Below are 23,702 nucleotides of genomic sequence, written 5' to 3' on the forward strand. Positions count from 1 at the left end.
TATGCGGTTCAATCGCACACTCCGCTCATTCACCGTGTTGGGCTCGTTAGTCCTCGCGGTAATTGCCAGGCCGTCGAACGCACAGGTTGACGAAGCGATGCTGAGCGCAGCATACATCTACAACTTTACCCAGTTCACCACCTGGCCGACAGGAGGGCTCGCCGATTCGAAGCTGGTCGTCTGCGCGAACGGCGAGAGCGCTCTGGGGATAGCACTTGCCAGTCTCAACGGAAAGATCGTGAGCGGACGCGCGTGGACTTTCGGCTCGCTGAGCCACGGTGATGGTCCGTCAGGATGCAACGTCGTTCTCGTCGAAGAAGGTAAGCCATTGTCGAAGCAAACGAGAGAAGTGCTCAACTCCGACAGGCCCGTACTCGTCATCAGCAATTCCACGCTGGATACACAGGACACGGTGATTCGCCTGGTCACGGACGGAAACCATTTGCGTTTCGATATCAACAACCGCGAGGCGGCTCGGCGACATCTTTCGCTCAGCTCGAAGCTGCTTCAACTGGCAAGGACTGTCCTATGAGCTTGATCGAACGGAACAAGCCAAGTTTGTCGCGCGCGTTGGGACGGGTCAACATCATCGGAGTGGCGGTCGCTCTGGTGATTTCGAGCGTTGTCCTGCTCGTCTACGAGGCGGTTTCGCTTCGAGGCGCGCTTGCGGACAACGCCCGGCTTCAGGCCGCAATGGTCGCGGAAAATATGTCGGCGCCACTGATCTTCCGCGACAGCGAGGTGGCGAGCGAAGTGTTGGCGCACCTCGGCAAGCTCCCCTATATCGAAAGCGTTGCAGTCTTCGATGCGAAGGGCGGTCGCTTTGCCCGCTTCGTTCAGCGAGGGCTATCGGAATTTGAACAGAACGAAGGCACGGAGGCCGCGGCGCAGACACAAGTGCGCCTTTCTTTCAAGGACGTGATCGTCGCCGCACCCGTGGTTCAGGGTGGCGTGCGGGTCGGCACGGTGGTCCTCGTTGCGACGACCGACGGAATGAAGGCGGAATTCACGCGCTATGCCTGCTTCCTGTTTCTAGCGTCGGCGTGTGCGCTGTGGATAGCGTCGTTCGTCATGTCGCGTACCAGAGCGCGCGTCATCGAGGCGGAACGACAATTGGAATACTTCGCTCTGACCGACCCGCTGACTGATCTGCCCAACCGTCGCGCTTTCTATGACGAACTGGCTGGCTGTCTGCGTCCGGCTGCGGGTGTTTCCCCGCAGGTGACACTTGTCCTGATCGATCTCGACGATTTCAAAAAGATCAACGATACGCTCGGACACGGTGCCGGGGACGAACTACTGCGCGCGGTAGCGCACACCCTGCGGGGCACCGTTCAGCAACGAGATGTCGTGAGCCGTATCGGCGGCGACGAATTCGCGGTGTTGGCAACTTCGGATACCGACCGGATCCAAAGCCGAAGGACCGCGGAGAAGATCGTGCGCAGCCTTGGGCGGTCGTTCGAACTTGAAGGGACGATGGTGCCCGTCACCGTGAGCGTGGGCTTTTCGCGGTATCCGGATGACGCCGGCGATATTGCGTCCCTCGTGAGTAGCGCGGATATTGCGCTCTATGCGGCCAAAGGCGGTGGTAAAAATCTTGCGGTCGAGTTCCGGCCGAAAATGACGGCAGAGGCGCAGCGGCGTGCGTCGCTGGAGCGCGATCTGCGCGAAGCGGTCGAGCGCGATGGGCTGGACATTGCCTATCAGCCGCAATTCGATTGTCGCACCGGGCGGTTAGTCGGCGTGGAAGCGCTTGCTCGTTGGGATCACCCTTCACAAGGGGCTATTTCTCCCGCCGAATTCGTGCAGATTGCGGAGAGTAGCGACTTGATTCTGTCACTCGGCCGATGGATTCTGACCCGAGCCTGTCAGGATGCCGTGCGGTGGAATAGCGATGCAGCGACTTCTGTTAGCGTCTCGGTGAATGTATCGGCGCGACAACTCCGGCATCACACTTTCGGTGCCGACGTGCTTGCAACACTGCAGGAGACCGGTTTGCGACCGGAGTTGCTTGAACTTGAACTGACCGAGAGCCTGTTGATGGAGAATGTCACGGTGGCGGCGGAGGTCATGAGAACGCTGCGTGCACGAGGTGTGCGCCTGTCGATCGACGACTTTGGCACGGGCTATTCGTCCCTGTCGTACCTGCAGTCGTTTCCGCTCAATCAACTGAAAATCGATCGCAGCTTTGTGAAGGCGTTACCGTATTCGGGGCAGCCAATTGTTACAGCCATCATTTCGATGGCGCACAGTTTTGGTCTCACTGTCGTCGCGGAAGGGGTTGAATATCCGGCGCAACTGGCGTGGCTATGCGATAGCGGGTGCGACTTCGTTCAGGGTTATCTCACGGGCCGGCCAATGACATTTACCGCATTGATGGAGGCATTGGAGGAAGAGCGCGAGCATTTCCTCGCCGCCGAGCGCACTGAGTCGGCTGGACCCGTCGCGTAGAAACATGTAACTTCACGTTGCGACTCTCAGGCTTAGTCCTGACGCAGCTTCAGTATCATCCATGTGCAGGAGATGGAGTTAGGGCTTGCAAAACGATTCGATACGAATTGGCGTTGATCGCGTCAAAGTACCGAATCGCGCTGCTTGCGATCTTGAATAGTGGCCGCTAACGACGCGGCCGACACGCGGCGCGAGCGTCGCAGAATCGGGGGTGAGATGAAAAGCTTTTTCGTTGGCGCAGCGCTGGTGAGTATGGGCATCACCGCTTCGGGATTTGCGCATGCGACGGATATTGGCGTGGGCATTAACATCGGTACGCCACCTGTCGTGGTCGCGCCGGCCCCGGTCGTTGTCGTGTCGCCTGGATGGCACGGCGATCGCTATTGGGACGGCCACCGCTATTGGGATCGCGACGAATGGGAGGAACACCACCATCATCACGGACATAAGGACGGTCACTGCCCGCCCGGACACGCAAAGAAGGGCGAATGCTGAACCGCGCAACCATCCATGTCTCTGGCGTTCCGCCAGAGACATGGATGTGCATGAACAAAGTGTAGATTCGCTCGCGTCGCGTCTACCATTATCGGCGGCAGGCACCGTACGTTGGCGTACGGCCTGCCGTCGTGCTTTTTGGTTCGTCACGGGTTGCATGCACGCGCGCGCCTTCGAATGGCGCGTGAATGGATGAGCGGCTAGAGAGCAGGGCCCGAAAAGACCGGAATTCCCGGCTTTACCTTCCGTACTTGAAACGCAAGCGTACGGTTCGTTCTAGATACAGAGAAGACTTTCCCCGGTCGCCCTGAGAAGCACAGGACGCGGCGGGACAATTGAGTGGAAGGCACCCGTCACGCCGAGCTGCTGACGTGTGATGGAAACGATACGCAATGGTCTCTTTGCTTCAGCCCCCTCGACTATTTCAGGAGAGTCGTGATGCCCTATCATGCGAACCGTCTGCGGCCGTTGACCCGTGCGGAACTGGAAGTCCTCAGCCCTCTCAAGGCGACCAGAGAGAACCTGCGTGTTACCGCGAGATCCATCTGGTCTACTACCTACGTAACTGTGCCACCAGGCGTGGAGCTAGCGCCAAAAGTGAAAAGCGAGCGAATGGATGTGCGCCCCGATGGTCAGAGCCTATGGAAAATCGGCATCGAGATGAGCGCCGGTTCGACGCCCGGACTGCCCATGGGCTGTACGGTCCAGAGGCACGAAAAAACCGATACGATGGGACAGATCTCCGGCCACCCGTCGTTCCGGCCAGAATGGATGGACGTTCGATTCATTCCCAAAACGGGCATCCGCCGCCCGCAGCCGCAGATGCGAGACGGAAAAGGGCGCAAGGTCAAACCACTCACGGTCTTTCCCGGCGATGCACGCCAGGTTCTGTTCGATACAAGCTGGCCGTGGTTGCTGACGGGAAAGATCGTTACGAGCGACGGCACCTCCGGTTCGGGCGTGCTGATCGGCGACCGCCTCGTTCTGACAGCACGCCACGTCATGCCTTGGAATAGCATCGGAACCGGCAACTGGTGGATGAAATTCACGCCGTACTATTTTGACGGTACGGAGCCGTTCGGGTCGTCTTACGTCAGCGACGCCCGCCACTATGGGACCGACGACACGGACTTCAACCTGTCGCACGACTATGCGGTATTACGGCTATATGAGCCCTTGGGCAACCGGTTAGGCTATATCGGCACGACGAGTTTCGACGACGGCTGGAGAGGGCTGAACGTATGGGAGAACGTGGGTTACCCATTCGATGTCGCAGGCGGGGAGCGACCCGCGGTGCAAAGCTGGCAATCCTTCGAAGACGACTACGAAGACGATGACGGACAGACATTGGAAACGGAGGCGAGCCTGAACCACGGCAACTCCGGTGGCCCGTTCTTCGCATGGTTCGAAAACGGCAGTCAGGTTCGCGCGTGCGGCGTAGTGTCGAGCGAAGTGAGTTTCGACGGCGACGCGGACAATTCGGTCAGCGGCGGAGACAATCTGGTCAACCTGGTCGACTGGGCGCGAGCGAATTGGCCGTTGTAGGGCGCTAATCGCGCGAGGCAATCCGGATCCGGGTGGCTCGGGGCAGTATGACGAGCAGCCACCCGTTTTCCATAGGTCCGTATCAGCTGTCTAGAAACACGAGAATAGTATTTCAGCAGCAGTCCCAGCATCTGGCCATCGGCGTCGAATTGCTGGCCGCCCGAATCAAAATACCCTCGTTTGAAATCCCATCATACAAAGGTGTGACCCCCACCTCCCTTTCTCTGATCCGCCGATCCCAACGCATAACTATTCCGGCGATCCCATCCGGCCTATTCTGCTGAACACAACGAGCCGCAGCGAAGTCGTGGCCCGAAATGCTTCGAGTGGAGAGTATCCGACATGACCGTACCGCTTTCTCGCCCCGCCATTCCCGTTCTCGAAGCCGGCATGCCGGCGCCGGATTTCACGTTGCAAGCCACACCCGACCAGAATATCACCCTGTCCGAGTTACGCGGCGCGCCGGTGGTGATCGCGTTCTACCCGGCCGACTGGAGCCCTGTGTGTGGCGACGAACTCGGTCTTTTCAACGCCGCGCTCGCTGAATTGCGCCGGTTGGGGGCGCAACTGATCGCCATTTCGGTGGATAGCGCGTGGTCGCACACGGCATATGCAACACAACGCAAGCTTCATTTTCCGCTGCTCTCGGACTTCGAGCCGAAGGGCGAAGTCGCACGAAGCTATGGTGTGTACCGCGCGAAGGAAGGTGTTTGCGAGCGCGCGTTATTCGTTCTCGATGGGAACGGCATTGTGCGGTGGGCCTATGTTTCTCCCATCACCGTGAACCCGGGCGTCGACGGAATACTCGGCGCACTCGAACAAATGAACAATTCCACGCAACAGGACACCCCATGAGCCATCTCTCCGCGCCGGTCGGATCTCTGGACCATATCGAGGGTGCGTTCGGCGCGCCCGTCACGTTGATCGAATACGGCGATTTCGAATGCCCCTATTGCGGGGCGATGTACGGTGTGATCAAAGCGGTGCAGCAAGCCATGGGACCACAACTGCGATTCGTCTTCCGGCACTTCCCGTTGACGGATATGCATGCCCACGCGCTGCACGCCGCGCAGTTTTCGGAAGCTGCGGCGACTCAAGGCAAATTCTGGGAAGCGCATGACATCCTGTATGAAAATCAGACGGCACTGAGCGATACGGATTTGGCGCGGTATGCGGCGCAACTCGGCCTGCACGCGCGCGATCTGGCCGCGGCGTTCGAAGGCACTTACGACGGGCGTATCCAGCATGACTTCGACAGTGGCTTGCGCAGCGGCGTGAACGGCACGCCTACTTTGTTCATCAACGGCCAGCGTTATGACGGCGAGCGCGACGCCGAAACTCTGCTCGAAGCGCTGCGCGCCGTCGCCCGTCACGTGTGAGTGTGCGGATAGAAGAAAAGGGCGGCAAGGTCAACCTTGCCGCCCTTTTTCACGAGCACGCGAAAGCGTCGGAAACAAAAGTCATCCGCACGCTCGGCGCGATGCGGATGGCGGATTCCCCAACCCGTTAAACGTCGATCAAACCTCGATCAAACGTCGATCAGTTTGCGCAGGCTTTCGCCGGCAAGCGGCATGTCGCGCAGGCGCTTGCCGGTGGCATCGAATAGCGCATTGCCGAGCGCGCCCGCGGTCGGTCCCATCGACGCTTCCGCCGCGCCGAGAAACGGTGCGCCCGGCCGGTCGATCAAATGCACATTGACGCTGCGCGGCACCGCGGAGAAGCGCAGGATCGGATAACTGCTCCAGTCGAAGCTGCGAATCCGCTTCGTATCGAACTGCAATTGTTCATACAGCGTCCAGCTTGCCGACTGAATCACGCCGCCCTCGATCTGATTGCGGATGCCGTCGGGATTGACGATCTGTCCGGAATCCACCGCGACTTCAGCGTGTTCGAGAATCACCTGACCGGTTTCGGGCACGACGGATACCTCGACGGCAATCGCGACATAGGCCATCAGGTTCTTATACTTCGCGAACGCAAAGCCGACGCCGTGATTGCGCTTGCGCGGCGCACGCGGCCAGCCGAATTTCGCGGCGGCGAGTTTGATCACGTCGCGGGCGCGTGGGTCCTGCATGTGCTTCAGCCGGAACGCCACGGGGTCGCTGCCGGCAGCGGCGGCCAGCTCGTCCATGAACGTCTCGATCGTGAAGATGTTCATGTGCGCGCCGAGCGAGCGCATGGCCGACGTATGCAGCGGCATGGTCGGCGAGAAGTTGTTCATCACGTGCATGTTCGGCAACGCGTACAGCGGGATCGCGTTACGATCGCCGCCGCCTTCGGGCTGCACCATCGGCACCGAGGGCGCGGGCGCGAATGGCTGCTCCAGCAACTGCGCCGGAATGAGCCGGCCGGCGTTGACAATGCGCTCGTTGTGCGAACTGCTCCACAGCGCGTAGTTCCAGTCGACGATGCTGCCGCTCGCGTCGAGCGAGGCGCTGACTTCGGTCACCATCGCGGGCGTGTAGTGGTCCCACGTGTTCTCCTGTTCACGCATCCATTGCACGCGCACCGGCTGGCCGTCCATTTCGCGCGCGATCAACGCGGCGTGCGCGGCCACGTCGTCCGCGCCGTTGTGGCCGTAGCAACCCGATCCTTCCACATGAACGCAGCGGATCTTGTCTTTCGGCATGGCGAGCATTTCGGCAAGCCCGTCACGCAGCGGGTAGACCCCTTGCGAATGGGTCCAGACGGTCAGCGCACCGTCCTTGAAGAGCGCAACCGAGCAGGACGGCCCGATCGAGCCATGCATCATGTAACGCTTGGTGTATTTCGCGCCGAGCGTTTTCACGGCAGTGCCGGTGATGCTGTGCGTGTTGGCGATTTCGATGTGTTCGGTGGAGATCGTCTTCAGATCGCGATGTACGGTAGCGGGGTCGGGCAGTGCGCGCCCGGCCGTCCATTGGCTTCCCGCGGCGAGCGCGCGTTGCGCCTGCACGGCTTGCCACTCGCCTTTGGCGACCACGGCGAGCATGCTGCCGTTTCTGATGACCTTAAGGACGCCCGGCATCTTCAGAATCGCGGGCGTGTTCGTTTGCACAAGCCGCGCCTCGTAGACGGGTGGCATCACCACACGGGCGTGCACCATGCCCGGCATCATCATGTCCTGCACATAACTCACGCCGCCCGTCACCTTGCGGGGAATGTCCACGCGCGGCAACGAGGTGCCGATCATGTCGAACGTCGCGGGGTTCTTCAACGGCGAGACGGGCGAGGCCATGCGATGCAGGTCGACGAGTCCCACCGCTTCGCCATAGGTCATGCTGCGGCCATCCGGCGCCTTGATCACCGCATTGCGCGCGCTCAGCACTGAGCTGGCGACGCCGAAGTGCTGGGCGGCGGCATCGATCAGCAGCCCGCGCACCTGAGCCGAAGCGTTCAGCAGCGCGCTGCCGCTGTCGGCGATCGTGTGACTGCCCGCCGTGAGACCTTCATCGGGCGACGCGCCCGTGTCGGCGGTCAGAAACGTGATCAACGAGGGCGCCATGTCCAGCTCTTCCGCTGCGATCTGCAACAGCGCGGTGCGCACGCCGGTGCCCAGTTCCACCTTGCCGGTGTAGACGGTCACGTTGCCCGCCCGATCGATTCTGATCCACGAATCGAGGTACGGGTTGGTCTTCAGGCTGCCGGCGAGCGTCTGGGTCGCCTTGCCGATATGCACGGCGGCGCCTTCGTCCGCGATCACTTCCTGCGCCATCGCGCTCACGCCCGGAACCATGCTGAAGCTCACGACGAGCGCGCCGGACAGCAGAAACCGGCGGCGTCCTTCGTTGATATCCTCTTCCTTGACGGTCATTGCGCGCCTCCGTGGCTTGCCGCGCCTTGGGGTTTCGCCGCCGTCGCGTCACTTGCTGGCAGATGCGCGACTTCGCGAATCGCCGCGAGAATGCGAGTGTGCGTACCGCAGCGGCACAGGTTCGGTTCCATATGATCGAGCAGTTCGCGCTCGGTAGGCCGCGGATTGCGATCGAGCAACGCCTGCGCGCGCATGATCATGCCGGCGATGCAGTAACCGCACTGCGCCGCCTGGTGATCGATGAACGCCTTTTGCAGCGCACCGGGGTGTTCGATCGTGCCGAGACTTTCGATCGTGCGCACGGGCCGCTTGCCGATCGAGGAAACCGGAACCAGGCACGAGAACACCGCTTCGCCATCCACGATCACGGTGCAGGCGCCGCATTGACCGAGGCCGCAGCCGAACTTCGCGCCGTGCAGTTGCAGGTCGTTGCGCAGTGCGTAGAGCAGTGGCGTGGAAGGATCGATATCGAGCGCGTGCTGCACGCCATTCACGGTTAGATTGATCATCGCGCGTTGTTCTCCTTTCTGACCTTGGCTGCCATCGCCTCGACGTCCTGCCACGGGCCGCGCTGCGAATAGGTCGCGCGAACGTAGGCAGCGAGATCGGCGATCTGCTGGTCGTCGTAGATCTGGCTGAAGGCGGGCATGTAGTTCTCGCTGTCTTCGCCATGCCAGCCGTTGCCGCTCAATATCATCTGGACCGCGTTGCGCGGCGTCGCGGCATTGACGGCGGTGCTGAACGCAAGCGTGGGGCGCTCGCCGATCGACTGCATCGGCGCAGCGGGTCCGTGGCATTGCGCGCATGAGGCGGCGAACAGGGTCGCGCCGCGTTGCGCCTCGGCGGACTGGACACCCTGGTTGGCAGTGGACACGCTCGCCGGGAGCGGCTGCGGTTTCTGGATCGACAGCAGATAGGTGGCAATCGCCTGCACGTCCTCAACGGGCACGGTGGCGAGATCGCGCGTGACGGGCAGCATCGGTCCGGCCGCCGCGCCGTGTTCGCTGGCCCGGCCCGAACGTAGGTACGTGACCAACTGGTCTTGGGTCCACGGCTTGGGCGCCGCGCCGAGCGCATTGAGCGCGGGCGCTTCCCAGCCGTCGACCACGCCGCCGTCGAATGCGTGTCCCGACTTCTCGCCGCCGATCGGATTGAGCGGCGAATGACACGACGCGCAGTGGCCGAGGCCATCCACCAGCAATTTGCCGCGGTTCCACTCGGCGTCCTTCGACGCCTCCGGCTGCTGCGCGCCGGGATGCAGAAACAGCACGTTCCAGAAGGCCAGCAGCGGCCGGAAGTTCAGCGGGAAAATCAGTTCGTTGGCGGGCGCGACCGCGTTGACCGGTTCACGTGTCATCAGATACGCGTAGGCGGCCGAGATGTCGGTATCGGACATGCGCGTGAAGTGAATATACGGAAACGCCGGATACAGCAGATGCCCGTCGCGCGCGACGCCATGACGAAGCGCGCGCGTGAAGGCTTCGAGCGACCAGTTGCCGATGCCCGTTTCGGCGTCCGGCGTGATGTTGGTCGCGTAGATCGTGCCGAACGGCGTGGCGAGCGGCAGTCCGCCGGCGAATGGCTTGCCGCCCTTCGCGGTATGACACACGATGCAGTCGCCGAGAGCGACGACACGCGCACCCGCGAGCCTCGTCTGCGCGTCGAACGAGGTCGGCGCGGGCGGGCTGACCGGCGCGATGGCGGGCTTCCACATCAGCAGGAAGGCGACGGCCAGCGCGGCCACGACAACCACGCCGCCTCCCGCCAGCAGTCTAGACTTGCGAGTCATTCACGCACCTCTCACCAAAGTCCTGGAACGAACCGGCCGCGTGATTCGCGCCGGACGTTTGCCGCATCGATCGCGTCATGCTCGTGCCGCGCCTGGTTCTACGCCCTGGCCGGCGCTGCCGTGGAACGGATAGTCGATATAGCCGGCCGCGTCGCCTGCATACCAGCCAGTCGGCTTCGGGGCCGCGAGCGGCGCGTGGGCCGCAATGCGTTCGACCAGATCGGGATTCGCGATATACGCGCGAGCGAACGCCACGAGGTCGGCCTGGCCTTCGCGAATCAAGGTCTCGGCATGCTCGACGGAAATGCCGCCGTTGACCATCAACGTGCCCGAGAACGCGCGGCGCATGCGCTCGATAATGCGCGGCAAATCCGGCTGGCCGCTCCAGCCGTTCGTATCCGCCGCATGCACGTAGGCGACGCCGAACTCGTCGAGCATCTTGCCGACGTAGTCGTAGGTCGTGTCCGGGTCCGCGTCGCGTACGTTGTTGTAGTGCGCGTACGGCGAGATACGTACGCCGACCTGGTCGAGCGGGACCACCGAGCCGATCTCCGTGAGAATGTCGCGCAGGAAATTCGCGCGGTTCGCCACCGAGCCGCCGTAGCGGTCATCGCGCGTGTTGGTGGTCGACGAGAGGAACTGATGCGGCAGATAGCCGTTCGCCGCGTGCACTTCCACGCCGTCGAAACCGGCGGCGATCGCGTTGGCCGCGCCCTGGCGGAACGCGTCGACGGCGAGCTTCACTTCGTCGAGCGACATGGCGCGCGACGGCGTGGCGTGAATCTTGGTGTACTGGCCGTTGTGCAGTTGCGCCCACACCTGCAACTGTTCGAGGTCGTCGTTCACGCCCGAAGGGGAGAGCGGTGCTGCGCCGCCGAGCAGCGCGAACGAACTGACGCGCCCGCCATGCCACAACTGCATGAAGATGCGGCCGCCCGCGGCATGCACCTGGCTCGTGATGTGACGCCAGCCGTCGATCTGCTCTGCCGTGATGATGCCGGGCGTCAGGTCGAACGCCGCCGAGGCCGGACTGACATTCGTGGCCTCCGTGATGATCAAGCCGGCCGACGCGCGCTGCACATAGTACTCGGCCATCATCTCGGTCGGCCGGCCGCGCAACGGCGCGCGCGAGCGGGTCATGGGCGCCATCGCGACGCGGTTCGGCAAGCTCAATCCCGACAGGTCGTAGCCGTCGAGCAGGGGCGAAATGGAGGACATGGTGATTCCTTGATGAGCAATCGAGCGTCGTTCAGGTGAATGACTCTGCTGGTCAGCGTATCGCCGAGCCCGCGAAATTTCCTGAAGCCACGCTGAAATGTTGTTAATCCGGACAGCGAGCCGCCCGGTTGCGAAGCAATGCGTGTATCAGGCGTGGCGGGCGGCGTACGGACGGCCGATCACCAGGTAGTGCGCCAGCGCGACGATCGGAAAGGCCGTGGCGACCGCGGCGACGAGCGGCCAGCCGCCGTGTTCGTAAAGCGGGCTGGCGAGCGCCGAGCCGAACGCGCCGCCCACGAAGATGCTCGTCATATACAGCGCGTTCAGGCGGTTGCGGCTCGCCGCGTGCAACGCATAGATCTCGCGTTGACCCAGCACCATGTTCATCTGCACGGCGAAGTCGAGCACGATGCCGGTCGCGACAAGCCCGAGCACGCCCCACGCGGGATGGATCAGCGTGGGCGCATAGGCGAACGCGCCCACCACCAGCGCAATCAGCGTCGCGCGCACCGTATGGCCCGCATCGGCGAGACGGCCCGCCACCGGCGCCGAGGTCGCGCCGATCGCGCCGACCAGCGCGAAGATGCCGATCTCGGTTTGCGAGAGCCCGAACTGGCGGGTCAGCTCGACGGGAATCGCGGTCCAGAACAGGCTGAACGAAGCGAACATCAGCGCCTGGTAAAACGAACGGTGACGCAGCACCGGCATCGTGCGAACCAGGTGGCCGAGCGAGCCGATCAGTTCGAAGTACGTGGCCTGGTGATCGGGCTGGCGGCGCGGAATGGTCAGCGCGAGCACGCTGGTGACGATCGCCATCAGCACGGCGGCGGAACCGAATACCGCGCGCCAGCCGAAGTGCCCGGCCACCACGCTGGAGATCGGCCGCGACAGCAGGATGCCGAGCAGCAGGCCGCTCATGATGGTGCCGACCACCTTGCCGCGCGATTCGTCCGGCGCGAGATGCGCGGCGAGCGGAATCAGGATCTGCACGGCAACCGAACTGAAGCCGACCAGCAGCGAGATGCCGAGGAACACGGCCGGTTGCTGCGCGAACGCCGCGGCGGCGAGGCTGGCGATCGACACCAGCGCGGTGGTGATCATCAGCTTGCGGTTTTCCAGCAGGTCGCCGAGCGGCACCAGAAAGAACAGGCCGAATGCATAGCCGATCTGCGTGAGCGAGACGATCAGGCTGGCGGTGCCGCCGGACATGTGGATGGCCGGTGCGATCAGTTCGGTGATCGGCTGCGCGTAGTACAGGTTCGCGACGATGGCGCCGCAGCAGAACGCGAACAACGCGATCAGTCCGCGTGTCAGCTTGACGGGGCTGTTGGCGGCCGCCGTGGTGGATGCCTGGGTTGACATGACAACTCCTTGAAGAAAAGAAACGGAATACGTGGACTCAGCGCGCGAGGTTCATCACGCGGTCGCCGAGTGAAATACCCAGATCGGTCATCAGCCTGCCGCGTTGCAACTGTTGGTTCTCCCAACGTTTCAGGGCTGAATCGATCGTCGCGCCGCTTTGCCAGGTCGAGGACAACGCGAGCGCAAGCGCATGGGCATTGGCGGCCGCTTTCGCCGTGCTGCCCGCCGTGTGAGGGCGCGGCACCGAAGCGGCGTCGCCGAGCAGCACCGCGCGGCCGAACACCATCTTCGGCGAGCGCAGATCGACGATCGGCTGCATGAAGGGCGCGTCGGTGGCATCGACCAGTGCGCGGAACGTCGGCCCTAACGACGCCTGCGCGTCTTCGCGGAGCTGTGCGATGTCGGCGCCCTTGGTCGAGCCGGGCGGCAGCGAGAACGCGCGCCGGATGCCGTGACGATCGACCAGCAACTCTTCGAGCCTTGCCGCGCTGTACTTGCGATACCACACCCAGTTGAAGCGCCGCTCGCCGGCCACGGTCGAATCGTTCTCGCCCGGAATCAGATAGGAGAGCCCCGAATGCCCGTCGCCTTGCTGAAACGCGAAGCGCCCGCGCAGCATGTCCGCTGCGTGCAACGGCAGATCGGCTTCCTCGACGAGGCCGCGCCATGCGACATAGCCCGCATACTGCGGCGCGACTTCGGGCAGCAGGCGCCGCCTGAGCGTCGAGCGGATACCGTCGGCGCCGATCAACAGATCGGCCTGTTCGCTGCGACCGCTCTCGAACTGCGCGACGATCCGCTCGCCTTCCATGTGGAAGTCGGTAAAGGTTTCGCCGGCATGCAGGTAAGACGCGGGCAGCGCGTTCTTCATGGCGCGGTAGAGCAGGCTCCACGAGGTCTGCATCTGCGGCATGTGGAGTTGTTCGACCACCCGGTCCTCGCGGTCCAGGTAGATACGATCGCCCGAGGCCACACCAGGCGGGTCCGGCAGTTCGACGCCGGCGAAGGCGAGCGCGTCCAGCACGTCCGGCTGAAGCACCACGCCGCCGCCGCGGCTTTCGAGCTGGTTCGGCGAGGTCTCGAACACGTCGACGTCCCAGCCGGCCGAGCGCAACGTATTGGCCGTCAGCAAGCCGCCGAGCGATCCGCCAATCACGACGGCACGCGGTCTTTCGAGCGATCTCATGCTGCTTTCCTTTGCCCTGCCGAACGCAGCGCGTTGATGAAGACCACGGGCGGTTGCGCGCCGCTGATCACATCGCCGTCTATGCGGATGGTCGGCACGGCCTGAACGCCCAGACTGTCGGCCCGCGCGCGCGCCGCGTCGATGTCCTGATTGCCGGCGGCGCTCAGCAAATACGCGCGCGCCTCGTCCGCGTCGAATGCATGTTCCGCGGCAAGCGCGACCAGCGTGTCGAGCGAGCCGATGTCGCGGCCTTCGGAGAAGTAAGCGGCGTAGATCGCCTGATACAACGCGGCCGTCGCGCGCGGGTCATTGCGCTGCTGCGCGAACTGCATCAGACGATGCGCAAGACGCGTATTCGGCGTGCGCAGCACCTTGTCGTACTGGAAGCGCGCGCCGGCCGCCAGTCCGGCGGCGGTGACCTGCGCATCCATAATCTGCGAGCGCGCCCAACTGCCGAATTTCCCGCTGCGGTACGCGCGCCGGTCCATCCCTTCGGCCGGCATGGCCGGATTCAATTCGAACGGCACATAGCGGATCGAAACAACCGTGTCCGCGCCGGCCGCCGTCAGCGCCGACGCGAGGTTCCGTTGGCCGATCCAGCACCACGGACAAATGAAGTCGTAATTGACTTCGACCTGAATGGCTTGCATGTCGCTTCCCTCACTAGGTAACGCATGCAGCTTATCCGTTGCGTTATCGTTGTTGAATATGGATAAAATGCAAGCTGACGTTGCGTTTTTTGCAACCAAACCGTCAATCAGGCCGAACATGGACAAATTCCTCGCCGTCAAAACCTTGCTTGAAGTGGCGGACGCCGGTGGCTTTTCGAAGGCCGCGCAACGTCTCGGGGTGGCGACCTCGTCAGTCACGCGCCTGATGGACTCGCTGGAGGCCTCGCTCGGCACCGCGCTGCTGACCCGCACGCCGCGAAAGGTCAGTCTCACGGACGCCGGCATCGCTTACGTCGAACAGGTCGCCAAGGTGCTCGACGATCTGGCCGAGGCGGACGAGAGCGTGTTCGACAGCGGTGCGTCGCCGGTCGGCGCGCTGCGAATTTCGGTTCCGTCCACCTACAGCCGCCTGCGCCTCGCGCCGCATCTCGCCGCCTTTCTCTCCGACAATCCGCGGGTGTTCCTCGACGTCGTGGTCGCCGATCACTTCGCCGATCTCGCGCTCGACCGGATCGACCTCGCGATCCGGATTGGTCTCGCCGATCGCGACGCCAACCTGATCGTCAAAAAACTGGCGGACAATCCGCGCTACGTGGTGGCGAGCCACGACTACCTCGAACGCAGCGGCACGCCGCAAACACCCCAGGAGCTCACTGACCACGAGTGCCTGCGTTTCGCCTATGGCGGCGGCTACCGCACTCGCCAGGCCTGGACCTTCCAGCGCGAGGGCGTGGAGCAACGCGTCGACGTGCACGGCCATCTGCTGTCGAACAATCTCGACATCCTGCTCGAAGCGGTGATGGCCGGGCGCGGCATCGCATTGCTACCCGAATGGCAGGTGGCGGCCGAAATTCGCGCGGGCCGCCTGCTGCGCCTCTTCGAACACTTCGACGCGAGTCCTCATGCGGGCGACGCCGTCGTCTACGCCGCGTATCTACCCAACCGCCGCCAGTCCAGCAAAGTGCGCGCGCTGGTTCAGTTTCTCGAGACGCGGCTTCGCGTATCGCTCGAAGGTTGAACGGTTGCGCGCGCCGCGCTCACTCGGTGCGTTTTTCAGCGCGCATTCCACCGGTCTGACTGATCGAAGTCGCGAAAGGGTGATTCAACGCTGACTGCAGTGTAGGAATGCCGCGCCCATAAAGTCCTGCAGAAAACATGAAATGTTCTGAGCGGGTGCCGGCGTTCGGCCACGCCAGTGTGAACGCGCCGCGGGCGTGCGCGCCGGAACGCGCCTGGCCGACCATATTGTTTAAGAACTATTAAGGTCGTTCGCCAAGGACTCGGCAAAAACCCGTGGCTAGAATGGGCTCCAGCTTTTCTCGCACTTCAAGCGAGTGCGGCCTGTCCTCCCATGTTCACCAAACCTTTAGGAAGTACAACGCCATGGCAAATCCGAAACTGGAAGTCCTCACGCCTGCAAACTCGCAGATCATCTTTATCGACCAACAGCCGCAAATGGCTTTTGGCGTCCAGTCCATAGACCGTCAGGTACTCAAGAACAACGTAGTAGGACTCGCGAAGGCAGCGCGGGTGTTCAACATCCCTACCACTATCACGACCGTGGAATCCGAAAGTTTCTCTGGTTATACGTACCCGGAGTTGCTGGACGTATTTCCGGAGCACAAGGTGCTCGAACGCTCGTCCATGAACTCGTGGGACGACCAGAAGGTTCGTGACTCGCTTGCTGCGAATGGCCGAAAAAAGGTAGTGGTGGCAGGTCTGTGGACCGAGGTTTGCAACAACACGTTTGCGCTGTGCGCGATGGCCGAAGGTGACTACGAAATCTATATGGTCGCCGACGCGTCGGGCGGCACCTCGAAGGACGCGCATGACTACGCGATGCAGCGGATGATTCAGGCCGGCGTGGTTCCGATGACCTGGCAACAGGTGCTGCTCGAATGGCAACGCGATTGGGCACACAAGGAGACTTACAACGAAGTCATGGCGATTGCCAAAGAGCATTCGGGCGCGTACGGGATGGGCGTGGACTATGCCTACACCATGGTGCACAAGGCTGCCCAGCGCGCGGCGGGGACGCATGAGGTTCTGGCGCCGGTGCCTGCAAAGAAGTAAGCAGCGACGAGCGCCCGCTTCCGATGAATAGCTCCGCGCTTGAAAGCGGAGCGCTCCCTATGAGGATCGCCATGAATTCCAGTACTTCCGAATCGACGCCGGCCGAGGTCGTGTTCTTCAACGGCAAGATCGCCACGCAGGACGACAAGCGTTCATTCGCCGATTCGCTCGCCGTCGCGAACGGCCGTGTCCTCGCTGCGGGCTCGCGTGAGGCCGTGATGCGTCACGCGAACGACGCCACGCGCCATGTCGACCTCAAAGGGCGCACGGTCATTCCCGGACTCAACGACTCGCATCTGCACATCATTCGCGGGGGCCTGAACTTCAATATGGAGTTGCGTTGGGACGGCGTACCATCGCTTGCCGACGCGCTCGACATGCTGCGCAAACAGGTGGCCCGCACGCCGGCGCCGCAATGGGTGCGGGTGGTGGGCGGCTGGAACGAATTCCAGTTCGCCGAGCGGCGCGGCCCGACGCTCGAAGAAATCAATGCGATCGCACCGGACACGCCGGTGTTCATCCTGCATCTGTACGACAGCGCGCTGCTCAATGCCGCGGCGCTGCGCGCGGTCGGCTACACCAAAGACACGCCGAACCCGCCGGGCGGCGAGATCCAGCGCGACAAGCGCGGCAACCCGACCGGCATGCTGATCGCCCGTCCCAACGCCGGCTTGTTGTACGCCACGCTCGCAAAGGGGCCGAAGCTCGGTCTGGAAGACCAGCGCAACTCCACACGCCATTTCATGCGTGAGCTGAACCGCCTCGGCGTGACGAGCGCAATCGACGCGGGCGGCGGCTATCAGGCCTATCCGGACGACTACGCGGTCATCATGGAAATGGCGAAGCACAGCGAACTGACCGTGCGCATTGCCTACAACCTGTTCACGCAGAACGCGAAGAAGGAAATCGAGGATTTCGCCAAATGGGTGAAGATGACCAAGCCCGGCGAAGGCGACGATTTCCTGCGCGTGAACGGTGCTGGTGAGATGCTGGTGTTCTCCGCCGCGGACTTCGAAGACTTTCTCGAACCGCGCCCGGATTTGCCCGAGTCGCTGGAGACCGAACTGGAAGCGGTCGTCAGGCTGCTGGTGGCGAACCGCTGGCCGTTCCGGCTGCACGCCACTTACAACGAATCGATCGAGCGCTTCCTGAACGTGTTCGAACGCGTGAACGCCGACATTCCGTTTAACGGTCTGCGCTGGTTCTTTGACCACTGCGAGACCATCACGCAGAAGAACATCGATCGGGTAAAGGCGCTCGGCGGCGGCATTGCGATCCAGCACCGGATGGCGTATCAGGGCGAGTACTTCATTCATCAATACGGCGAAGAGGCGGTGAAGCGCACGCCGCCGATCCGCCACATGCTCGACGCCGGCCTGCCGGTCGGCGCGGGCACGGACGCTACGCGCGTCGCGAGTTTCAACCCGTTCGTGTCGCTGTACTGGATGGTGTCGGGCAAAACGGTCGGCGGCACCGCGATGTATGGTAGCGAGAACAAACTCGATCGCATGGAGGCCTTGCGCCGCTATACGGTGGGCAGCGCGTGGTTCTCGAACGAAGAGGACAAGAAGGGCGCATTGGTGCCGGGCCAGTTCGCGGACTTCGCGGTGTTGAGCGAAGACTTTTTCACCGTCGACGAGAGCCGCATCAAATTCCTGACCTCGAACATGACGGTGGTGGGCGGCAAGGTCGTCTACGCGGACGACGAGTTCGCGCCGCTCGCGCCGCCGGATCTGCCGGTCAGCCCGTCATGGTCGCCGGTGGCGGAATTCGGCGGCTATAGCCGCTACAAGCCGACGGCGGTGGCGTGCGTGGACGGCTGCGTGAATCTGTGCGGCGTGCATGCGCATGCGCACGGTTGGGCGTGGCGCAAGAACGTGCCGGTCAGCGATTCGAACGGTTTCTGGGGCGCGTTGGGATGTAGCTGCTTCGCGTTCTGATCACGCCCGTTTCGTAGCACCACGCGAGCGAGGACCTTTATGCCGACCCTGACCGACGGCGTGCTGTTTGGAATGGTCATTCTGGTCCTCGATTTTCTCGCGTGGCGTTTCATGAGCCGCAAGAGCGACCAGACCCGGCTCGCGTTTCGCGCGCTGATGTTCGCTTCGTCGAGCTACGTGCTGTTCAGCTATGGCATGAATCCGCTGCGCGCGGCGCCGTGGCCGGACGAGCCGCTGCGTCATCTGCTCGCGCAGGTGCTGGAGATCGTGTGGTGGCTCCAAGGGGCGCGGCTTGTCACGATTCTCCTCGATCGCGTGGTGTTGCCTGAGGCATGGCACAAGGAGCGATTGTTTCAGGACGTGTTCGGCGCGCTGGTGTTTCTCGCCGCCGCGGTCGGCGCGATTGCCTTCGTGTTGCAGTTGCCGGTGCGCGGCCTGCTTGCCACTTCGGGCGCACTCGCGGTCGTGCTGGGCCTCGCGATCCAGAGCACGCTCAACGACGTGTTCTCCGGCGTCGTGCTGAATGCGACCGAGCCATTTCGCCTAGGCGACTGGGTGACGATCGGCGACGTGGAAGGCAAGGTGGTAGAGAGCAACTGGCGCGCAACGAGCCTGCTCAACGGGCAGGGCAACATCGTCGTGATTCCGAACAGCGTGGCGGCGCGCGCCCATATCGTCAACGCCAACGAACCGTCGCATACGCACGGCATTAGCGTGGTGCTGCCCATCAAGCCGTCGATCCGGCCGGCACTCGTGCTGGAGGCGCTTGCGAGCGCCGCCGAAAGTTCGCGCGATGTGCTGGACGATCCGAAGCCGGTGGTGAGCGTGCGGCGCGCCACCAACGACGCGATCGAGTACGAGATCGTCTGTTTCGTCAGCGAGCTGGCCAAGAAAATCACCGTGCGCAACGACCTGTTCGATCTTGCGCACCGCCATCTGCTTTCGCGCGGCGTGGTGTTGCGGCCGTTGTCGGTGCCCGAACCCGTGACGGGCGGCACCGCCGACGAGAAGCTACGGCTCTTGCGCAACGTGCTGATCTTCCAGACGCTGGCGCGCGACGAACTCGCCGAATTGGCCACGAAACTGACCCAGCACGAGTTCGACGCCGGCGACACGATCTACACCGCGGCGGATGAAAGCGGTCACGAGCTGCACATTCTGGCGCAGGGCGTGGCCAAAGTGGTCGTACAGAAAGACGGTGGCGAGATCGAACTGCGCAGGCTCGCGCCGGGCGACTCGATCGGTCAGTCGGGGATTCTTGCGGGTGTCAGGACTGCGGTGGTGGTGCGGGCGCTAACGCGCGCCACGGTCTTCCGGCTCGACAAGAGCGCGTTGACGCCCGTTCTCACACAGCGGCCGGAAGTGGTCAAGGAGATGTGCCGGCTGCTGTCGGAACACCATGCCACGGAGGAAATGCTGCTGGCCTCGCCGTCGAATCTGGATGAGAGCGGCGGCGGCCTGCTGCAATGGATTCGCGATGGCGTGCGGCGCTTCCACGAACTGACGCTGTGAGCAGATTCGCATAAGTAGCGTAGCGATTAAGGGTTTTTAAGAATCCGCCAAAGTCTTTATAGATTTATTTCGCTACGCTGCGGTGGATAGTCCCTGGACTCTCATCGATTCGCCACGCGGGCGGGTCGCGGCGTCCGGTCGGCATGCGTGAAGACGCGTCGGGAAAGGGGCTGACACGGAGGAGTTGACATGAAGAAGCGCATTGCCGGTGTTGACATCCCAGACGGTGTCATGGCCCAGGCGGCAACTGACCTGATCCGCGGCACGGAGTCGGAACTGATGTTTCATCACGCGCTGCGGGCTTTCCTGTTCGCCGCGCTGATTGGACACCGCGAGAGCCTGACTTTCGACGCGGAACTGCTGTATGTCGGCGCGATGTTTCACAACGTGGGCCTGAATGCGAAGTACGAGCGCTCGCCATACCGCTTCGAAGTGGACGGCGCGAATGCCGCGCGCGATTTTCTGCGGCAGTACCGCGTGGCCGAGCGCGAGATCGAAGAAGTGTGGGTGGGGATCGCCTTGCACACCACGCCGGGCATTCCGGAGCATCTGTCGGCGCTGGTTGCGCTCATCAGCGCCGGCGTGCAGATGGACGTGCGGGGCGCGCGATACGACGAATTCACCGCGCATCAGCGCGACGAAATCGTCCAGGCGTATCCGCGCGAATCCGGCTTCAAGAAGAAGCTGATCGACGCATACGCGCACGGCATGGCGCATCGGCCCGAGACGACCTTCGGGACCGTGAATGCCGACGTGCTGGACCGGTGGGATCCGAACTATCGCCGCCTGAATTTCTGCGGACTGGTGCTGGGATCCGACTGGCCGAATTGATGAATGGTTGACAGAAAGGAAGATAGGCATGGGCTACATCATTTCACTCGGAGTCGGCTTCGGCATCGGGCTCCTCTACTGGCTGCTCAAGGTTCAGTCACCGGCCCCGCCGCTGATCGCGTTGGCGGGCCTGCTCGGCATGGTGCTGGGCGAGCACGCGATTCCGGTCGTCAAAGCGCAGCTCTTCACGCAGACGGCCACGGCGCAGGTCGCCGAACCGCTCAAGGGCGCCGCCGTGCAAAAGCCTGACGCGAGCAAGGAAGGCGGTTGATACGCAAGGCGCGCGCAGTTCGCCGGACGGAATGCCGTTCGCGGGCCGTCATTCAAATTTTGCCCACTCAAACGGATAGTCAAATGTTCAAGTCGCTTCATAGGTACCGCTCCATCGCGCTCGTGTGCGCCGCGCTGCTGGTCGGGTTCACGCCGGTTTCGTCAGCCCTCGCCGATGCGGGGCCGCCGGAAGTGCCGGGCAGCAAGGTCGCGCTGGTGAAACACCCGGACGTGTCGGTCGGTCCGCAGTACGACACCACGCATGTGTACGTCGCCTCGGCCGACCTCGACGCGTTCGTCAACAGCTTCCTCGCGACCTTCGGCGGCAAGGCCTCGCCGCGCGCGGTTTTCACCGTGACGCCGACGCCGAGCAAGACGGCCTCGCAATACGTGCAGACGCCGGTCGGCATGCTGTCGGTGTTCGGCTTCGAGACGCCGGTTCCCTATCCGTTCGGCAATGAGCGCACCGGCTACCTCGTCACGGATATCGACCAGGGCGTGAAAGCGGCGCGCGCGGCCGGAGCCGACGTGCTGGTCGAGCCGTTCGACGATCCGATCGGCAAGGACGCGATCATTCAATGGCCGGGCGGTCTGACGATGCAGCTCTACTGGCACACCAAGGCGCCGAATTACGCGCCGTTGCAGAGCGTGCCCGACAACCGCGTGTACGTGTCGCGTTATGAAGCGAACAACTTCGTGCGCCGCTGGCTGCACTTCTCGCACGGCAAGGTGGTGTCGGACAACCCGCGCGCGGATGCCGGCGTGATCGGCCGCCCGGGCGAGACGGTGCGCGAGATCCGTATCACGTCGGGCTTCGGCCGCATGATCGTGTTCGTGACGGACGGCAAGCTGCCGTTCCCGTTCGGACGTGAAACCACCGGCTACGGCGTCGACGACGTGGCGCAGACGCTGGAGCGCGCGCAAACGGCCGGCGCGAAGGTGGTGTACCCGGCGTATGCGAGCGGATCGGGCAAGACCGCGATGCTCGAATTCCCGGGTGGGTACATTGCCGAAGTGCACGATGGCAAGTGAGGCAAACGTCGTGGCGCCGTTCAGAGTGCGGCGCATGCGCCGCGCCATCCGCGCGTTGCTGATCAGCACGGGGCTGGCGGCGGCGCTGCCGGCTGTGGCCGCGGACACCGCGCTCGGCGGCGCGGACGATACGTCCACGACCGGCAGCACGGCGGCCGCGGCGGCGCCGTCGTGCGCGCGGCCCGCGATCATGTTCAATCGCTGGCAGGAAAACTGGTCGGCGCTGGCCAACCCCTGCGTGCCGAAAAAGCCCTTCGATTCGCTGAAGTACATTCCGCTGTTCGGCAATCCGGACGCGTATATTTCGCTCGGCATGGTGCTGCGCGAACGGCTCGAAATCAACGACGCACCGCTGTTCGGCCTCGGCGCGGCGCACGACGACACCTACCTGCTGCAGCGGCTCGAAGTTCACGCGGACGTGCGCCTCGGCCCCCATGTGCAGATCTTCACGCAATTCGAAGACGCGCGGCCTTACGGCAAGGATGTCGTTACGCCGGTCGACAAGAACCCGCTGGATCTGCGCCAGGCGTTCGTGGCGATTACCGAACCGCTCGGGCCCGGTACGGTGAAGTTTCGCGTCGGCCGCCAGGAAATGGCGTTCGACTTGCAGCGTTTCGTTTCCGTGCGCGACGGCCCGAACGTGCGCCAGGCGTTCGACGCGATCTGGGCCGACTATGAAACCGGCCCGTGGCGCTGGATCGCCTACGCAACGCAGCCGGTCCAATACCGCGACAACTCGGATTTCGACGACGTCTCCAATCGCGATCTGACTTTCAGCGGCGTGCGCGTGGAGCGCAAGAACGTCGGGCCGGGCGATCTGTCCGCGTATTACTCGCGCTACAACCGCAATAACGCGAAGTTCCTCGACGCGAGCGGCGACGAACACCGCGACGTGTTCGACGCGCGCTACGCCTGCAATGTCGCGCCGATCGACTGGGACGTCGAGGCGATGTATCAGTCCGGACATGTCGGCAGCAAGACCATCGGTGCTTGGGCGGTCGGCTCGCTGGCCGGCTACACGCTGACCTCGTTGCCGTGGACGCCGCGCCTCGGCATTCAGGTGGACGCCGCTTCGGGCGACAGTCATCCGAAAGACGGGCGCATCGGCACCTTCAATCCGCTCTTTCCGAACGGCTACTACTTCGCGCTGGCCGGCTACACCGGCTACACGAACCTGGTGCACGTCAAGCCGACGCTCATCCTCAAGCCGAGCAGCAAGCTCACGCTGCTGGCCGGCGTCGGCCTGCAATGGCGTCAGACCACCGCGGACGCCGTGTACGGCCAGGGGTCGTCGGTCGTGCCGGGGACGGCGGGGCATGGCACCCCGTGGACCGGTTTCTATACGCAACTGCGCGCCGACTATGCGGTTGCCGCCAATCTTGCGGCGGCGCTGGAAGCCGTGCATTTTCAGGTCGGTCCGTCACTGCGCGATCTGGGCGCGCGCAATGCCGACTACGTGGGCGCCGAACTCAAGTTCGGCTGGTAGAGGTATAGAACAGCAGCAAGAGTGTATTGAACAGCAAGCGGTAGCGTA

At 63.2% G+C, this 23,702-nt stretch carries 21 protein-coding genes; 14 read left to right on the plus strand and 7 right to left on the minus strand.

The genetic code is table 11. The features are described from left to right. Window position 1 precedes the first annotated feature (1 nt). From P0D71_RS23550 to P0D71_RS23575, 6 genes are all read left to right on the plus strand, one after another. Window positions 2–532, plus strand: coding sequence for a YfiR family protein (locus P0D71_RS23550; RefSeq protein ID WP_408482364.1), 531 nt, complete (start codon window positions 2–4; stop codon window positions 530–532). Next, complete coding sequence (locus P0D71_RS23555) at window positions 529–2,451, plus strand: putative bifunctional diguanylate cyclase/phosphodiesterase (protein WP_408482366.1); 1,923 nt, start codon at window positions 529–531, stop codon at window positions 2,449–2,451. Before P0D71_RS23550 ends, P0D71_RS23555 begins: the two co-directional genes overlap by 4 nt. Before the next feature lie 216 nt (window positions 2,452–2,667). Next, on the plus strand, window positions 2,668–2,946 hold the full coding sequence (locus tag P0D71_RS23560; RefSeq protein ID WP_091808875.1) for a hypothetical protein: 279 nt from the start codon (window positions 2,668–2,670) through the stop codon (window positions 2,944–2,946). 339 nt (window positions 2,947–3,285) lie between these two features. After that, window positions 3,286–4,491 (plus strand): trypsin-like serine peptidase, encoded by a 1,206-nt coding sequence (locus P0D71_RS23565; protein WP_408482368.1) that lies wholly within the window; start codon window positions 3,286–3,288, stop codon window positions 4,489–4,491. Window positions 4,492–4,833: 342 nt separating this feature from the next. Next, the gene (locus tag P0D71_RS23570; RefSeq protein WP_408482370.1) at window positions 4,834–5,346 is read left to right on the plus strand and encodes a redoxin domain-containing protein; all 513 of its coding nucleotides are present in this window, start codon (window positions 4,834–4,836) and stop codon (window positions 5,344–5,346) included. Then, the gene (locus tag P0D71_RS23575; protein ID WP_408184237.1) at window positions 5,343–5,870 is read left to right on the plus strand and encodes a DsbA family protein; all 528 of its coding nucleotides are present in this window, start codon (window positions 5,343–5,345) and stop codon (window positions 5,868–5,870) included. Before P0D71_RS23570 ends, P0D71_RS23575 begins: the two co-directional genes overlap by 4 nt. Before the next feature lie 149 nt (window positions 5,871–6,019). Here the strand turns inward: P0D71_RS23575 and P0D71_RS23580 are convergent, their stop codons facing one another. The 7 genes from P0D71_RS23580 to P0D71_RS23610 form a co-directional block, all read right to left on the minus strand. Then, complete coding sequence (locus tag P0D71_RS23580) at window positions 6,020–8,284, minus strand: xanthine dehydrogenase family protein molybdopterin-binding subunit (RefSeq protein WP_408482372.1); 2,265 nt, start codon at window positions 8,282–8,284, stop codon at window positions 6,020–6,022. Continuing rightward, window positions 8,281–8,793 (minus strand): (2Fe-2S)-binding protein, encoded by a 513-nt coding sequence (locus P0D71_RS23585; RefSeq protein WP_091803447.1) that lies wholly within the window; start codon window positions 8,791–8,793, stop codon window positions 8,281–8,283. Before P0D71_RS23585 ends, P0D71_RS23580 begins: the two co-directional genes overlap by 4 nt. Continuing rightward, window positions 8,790–10,073, minus strand: a complete 1,284-nt coding sequence (locus P0D71_RS23590) for a c-type cytochrome (RefSeq protein ID WP_408482374.1) — start codon at window positions 10,071–10,073, stop codon at window positions 8,790–8,792. Before P0D71_RS23590 ends, P0D71_RS23585 begins: the two co-directional genes overlap by 4 nt. 75 nt (window positions 10,074–10,148) lie before the next feature. Then, window positions 10,149–11,282, minus strand: coding sequence for an alkene reductase (locus P0D71_RS23595; RefSeq protein WP_091808873.1), 1,134 nt, complete (start codon window positions 11,280–11,282; stop codon window positions 10,149–10,151). A gap of 156 nt (window positions 11,283–11,438) precedes the next feature. Continuing rightward, the gene (locus tag P0D71_RS23600; RefSeq protein WP_091803441.1) at window positions 11,439–12,653 is read right to left on the minus strand and encodes an MFS transporter; all 1,215 of its coding nucleotides are present in this window, start codon (window positions 12,651–12,653) and stop codon (window positions 11,439–11,441) included. Between the two features lie 37 nt (window positions 12,654–12,690). Then, the gene (locus P0D71_RS23605) at window positions 12,691–13,839 is read right to left on the minus strand and encodes an FAD binding domain-containing protein (protein WP_408482375.1); all 1,149 of its coding nucleotides are present in this window, start codon (window positions 13,837–13,839) and stop codon (window positions 12,691–12,693) included. Next, window positions 13,836–14,489 carry a DsbA family oxidoreductase gene (locus P0D71_RS23610; protein WP_408482376.1) on the minus strand — a complete coding sequence of 218 codons (654 nt, stop codon included), beginning with the start codon at window positions 14,487–14,489 and terminating at the stop codon, window positions 13,836–13,838. Before P0D71_RS23610 ends, P0D71_RS23605 begins: the two co-directional genes overlap by 4 nt. Before the next feature lie 118 nt (window positions 14,490–14,607). Between P0D71_RS23610 and P0D71_RS23615 the strand changes: the two genes are divergently transcribed. The 8 genes from P0D71_RS23615 (at window position 14,608) to P0D71_RS23650 (ending at window position 23,654) form a co-directional block, all read left to right on the plus strand. Then, window positions 14,608–15,528: a LysR family transcriptional regulator gene (locus P0D71_RS23615; protein WP_408482378.1), complete on the plus strand. Its 921-nt coding sequence runs from the start codon at window positions 14,608–14,610 to the stop codon at window positions 15,526–15,528. A 365-nt stretch (window positions 15,529–15,893) separates the two neighbouring features. Continuing rightward, window positions 15,894–16,583, plus strand: a complete 690-nt coding sequence (locus P0D71_RS23620; protein WP_091803430.1) for a hydrolase — start codon at window positions 15,894–15,896, stop codon at window positions 16,581–16,583. A gap of 71 nt (window positions 16,584–16,654) precedes the next feature. After that, complete coding sequence (locus P0D71_RS23625; RefSeq protein WP_091803427.1) at window positions 16,655–18,523, plus strand: amidohydrolase; 1,869 nt, start codon at window positions 16,655–16,657, stop codon at window positions 18,521–18,523. A gap of 39 nt (window positions 18,524–18,562) precedes the next feature. Continuing rightward, window positions 18,563–20,035 carry a mechanosensitive ion channel domain-containing protein gene (locus P0D71_RS23630; RefSeq protein WP_408482380.1) on the plus strand — a complete coding sequence of 491 codons (1,473 nt, stop codon included), beginning with the start codon at window positions 18,563–18,565 and terminating at the stop codon, window positions 20,033–20,035. A gap of 189 nt (window positions 20,036–20,224) precedes the next feature. Continuing rightward, window positions 20,225–20,866 (plus strand): HD domain-containing protein, encoded by a 642-nt coding sequence (locus P0D71_RS23635; protein ID WP_091803421.1) that lies wholly within the window; start codon window positions 20,225–20,227, stop codon window positions 20,864–20,866. Window positions 20,867–20,894: 28 nt separating this feature from the next. Continuing rightward, window positions 20,895–21,137 carry a DUF1427 family protein gene (locus tag P0D71_RS23640; protein ID WP_091803418.1) on the plus strand — a complete coding sequence of 81 codons (243 nt, stop codon included), beginning with the start codon at window positions 20,895–20,897 and terminating at the stop codon, window positions 21,135–21,137. 83 nt (window positions 21,138–21,220) lie between these two features. Continuing rightward, window positions 21,221–22,168 carry a VOC family protein gene (locus P0D71_RS23645; RefSeq protein WP_091803415.1) on the plus strand — a complete coding sequence of 316 codons (948 nt, stop codon included), beginning with the start codon at window positions 21,221–21,223 and terminating at the stop codon, window positions 22,166–22,168. Continuing rightward, window positions 22,158–23,654: an alginate export family protein gene (locus P0D71_RS23650; protein ID WP_408482382.1), complete on the plus strand. Its 1,497-nt coding sequence runs from the start codon at window positions 22,158–22,160 to the stop codon at window positions 23,652–23,654. The genes P0D71_RS23645 and P0D71_RS23650 overlap by 11 nt, the downstream gene beginning before the upstream one ends. Window positions 23,655–23,702: the final 48 nt, after the last annotated feature.

The sequence above is a fragment of the Paraburkholderia sp. RL17-383-BIF-A genome (genome assembly GCF_046028015.1).
Taxonomy (GTDB): domain Bacteria; phylum Pseudomonadota; class Gammaproteobacteria; order Burkholderiales; family Burkholderiaceae; genus Paraburkholderia.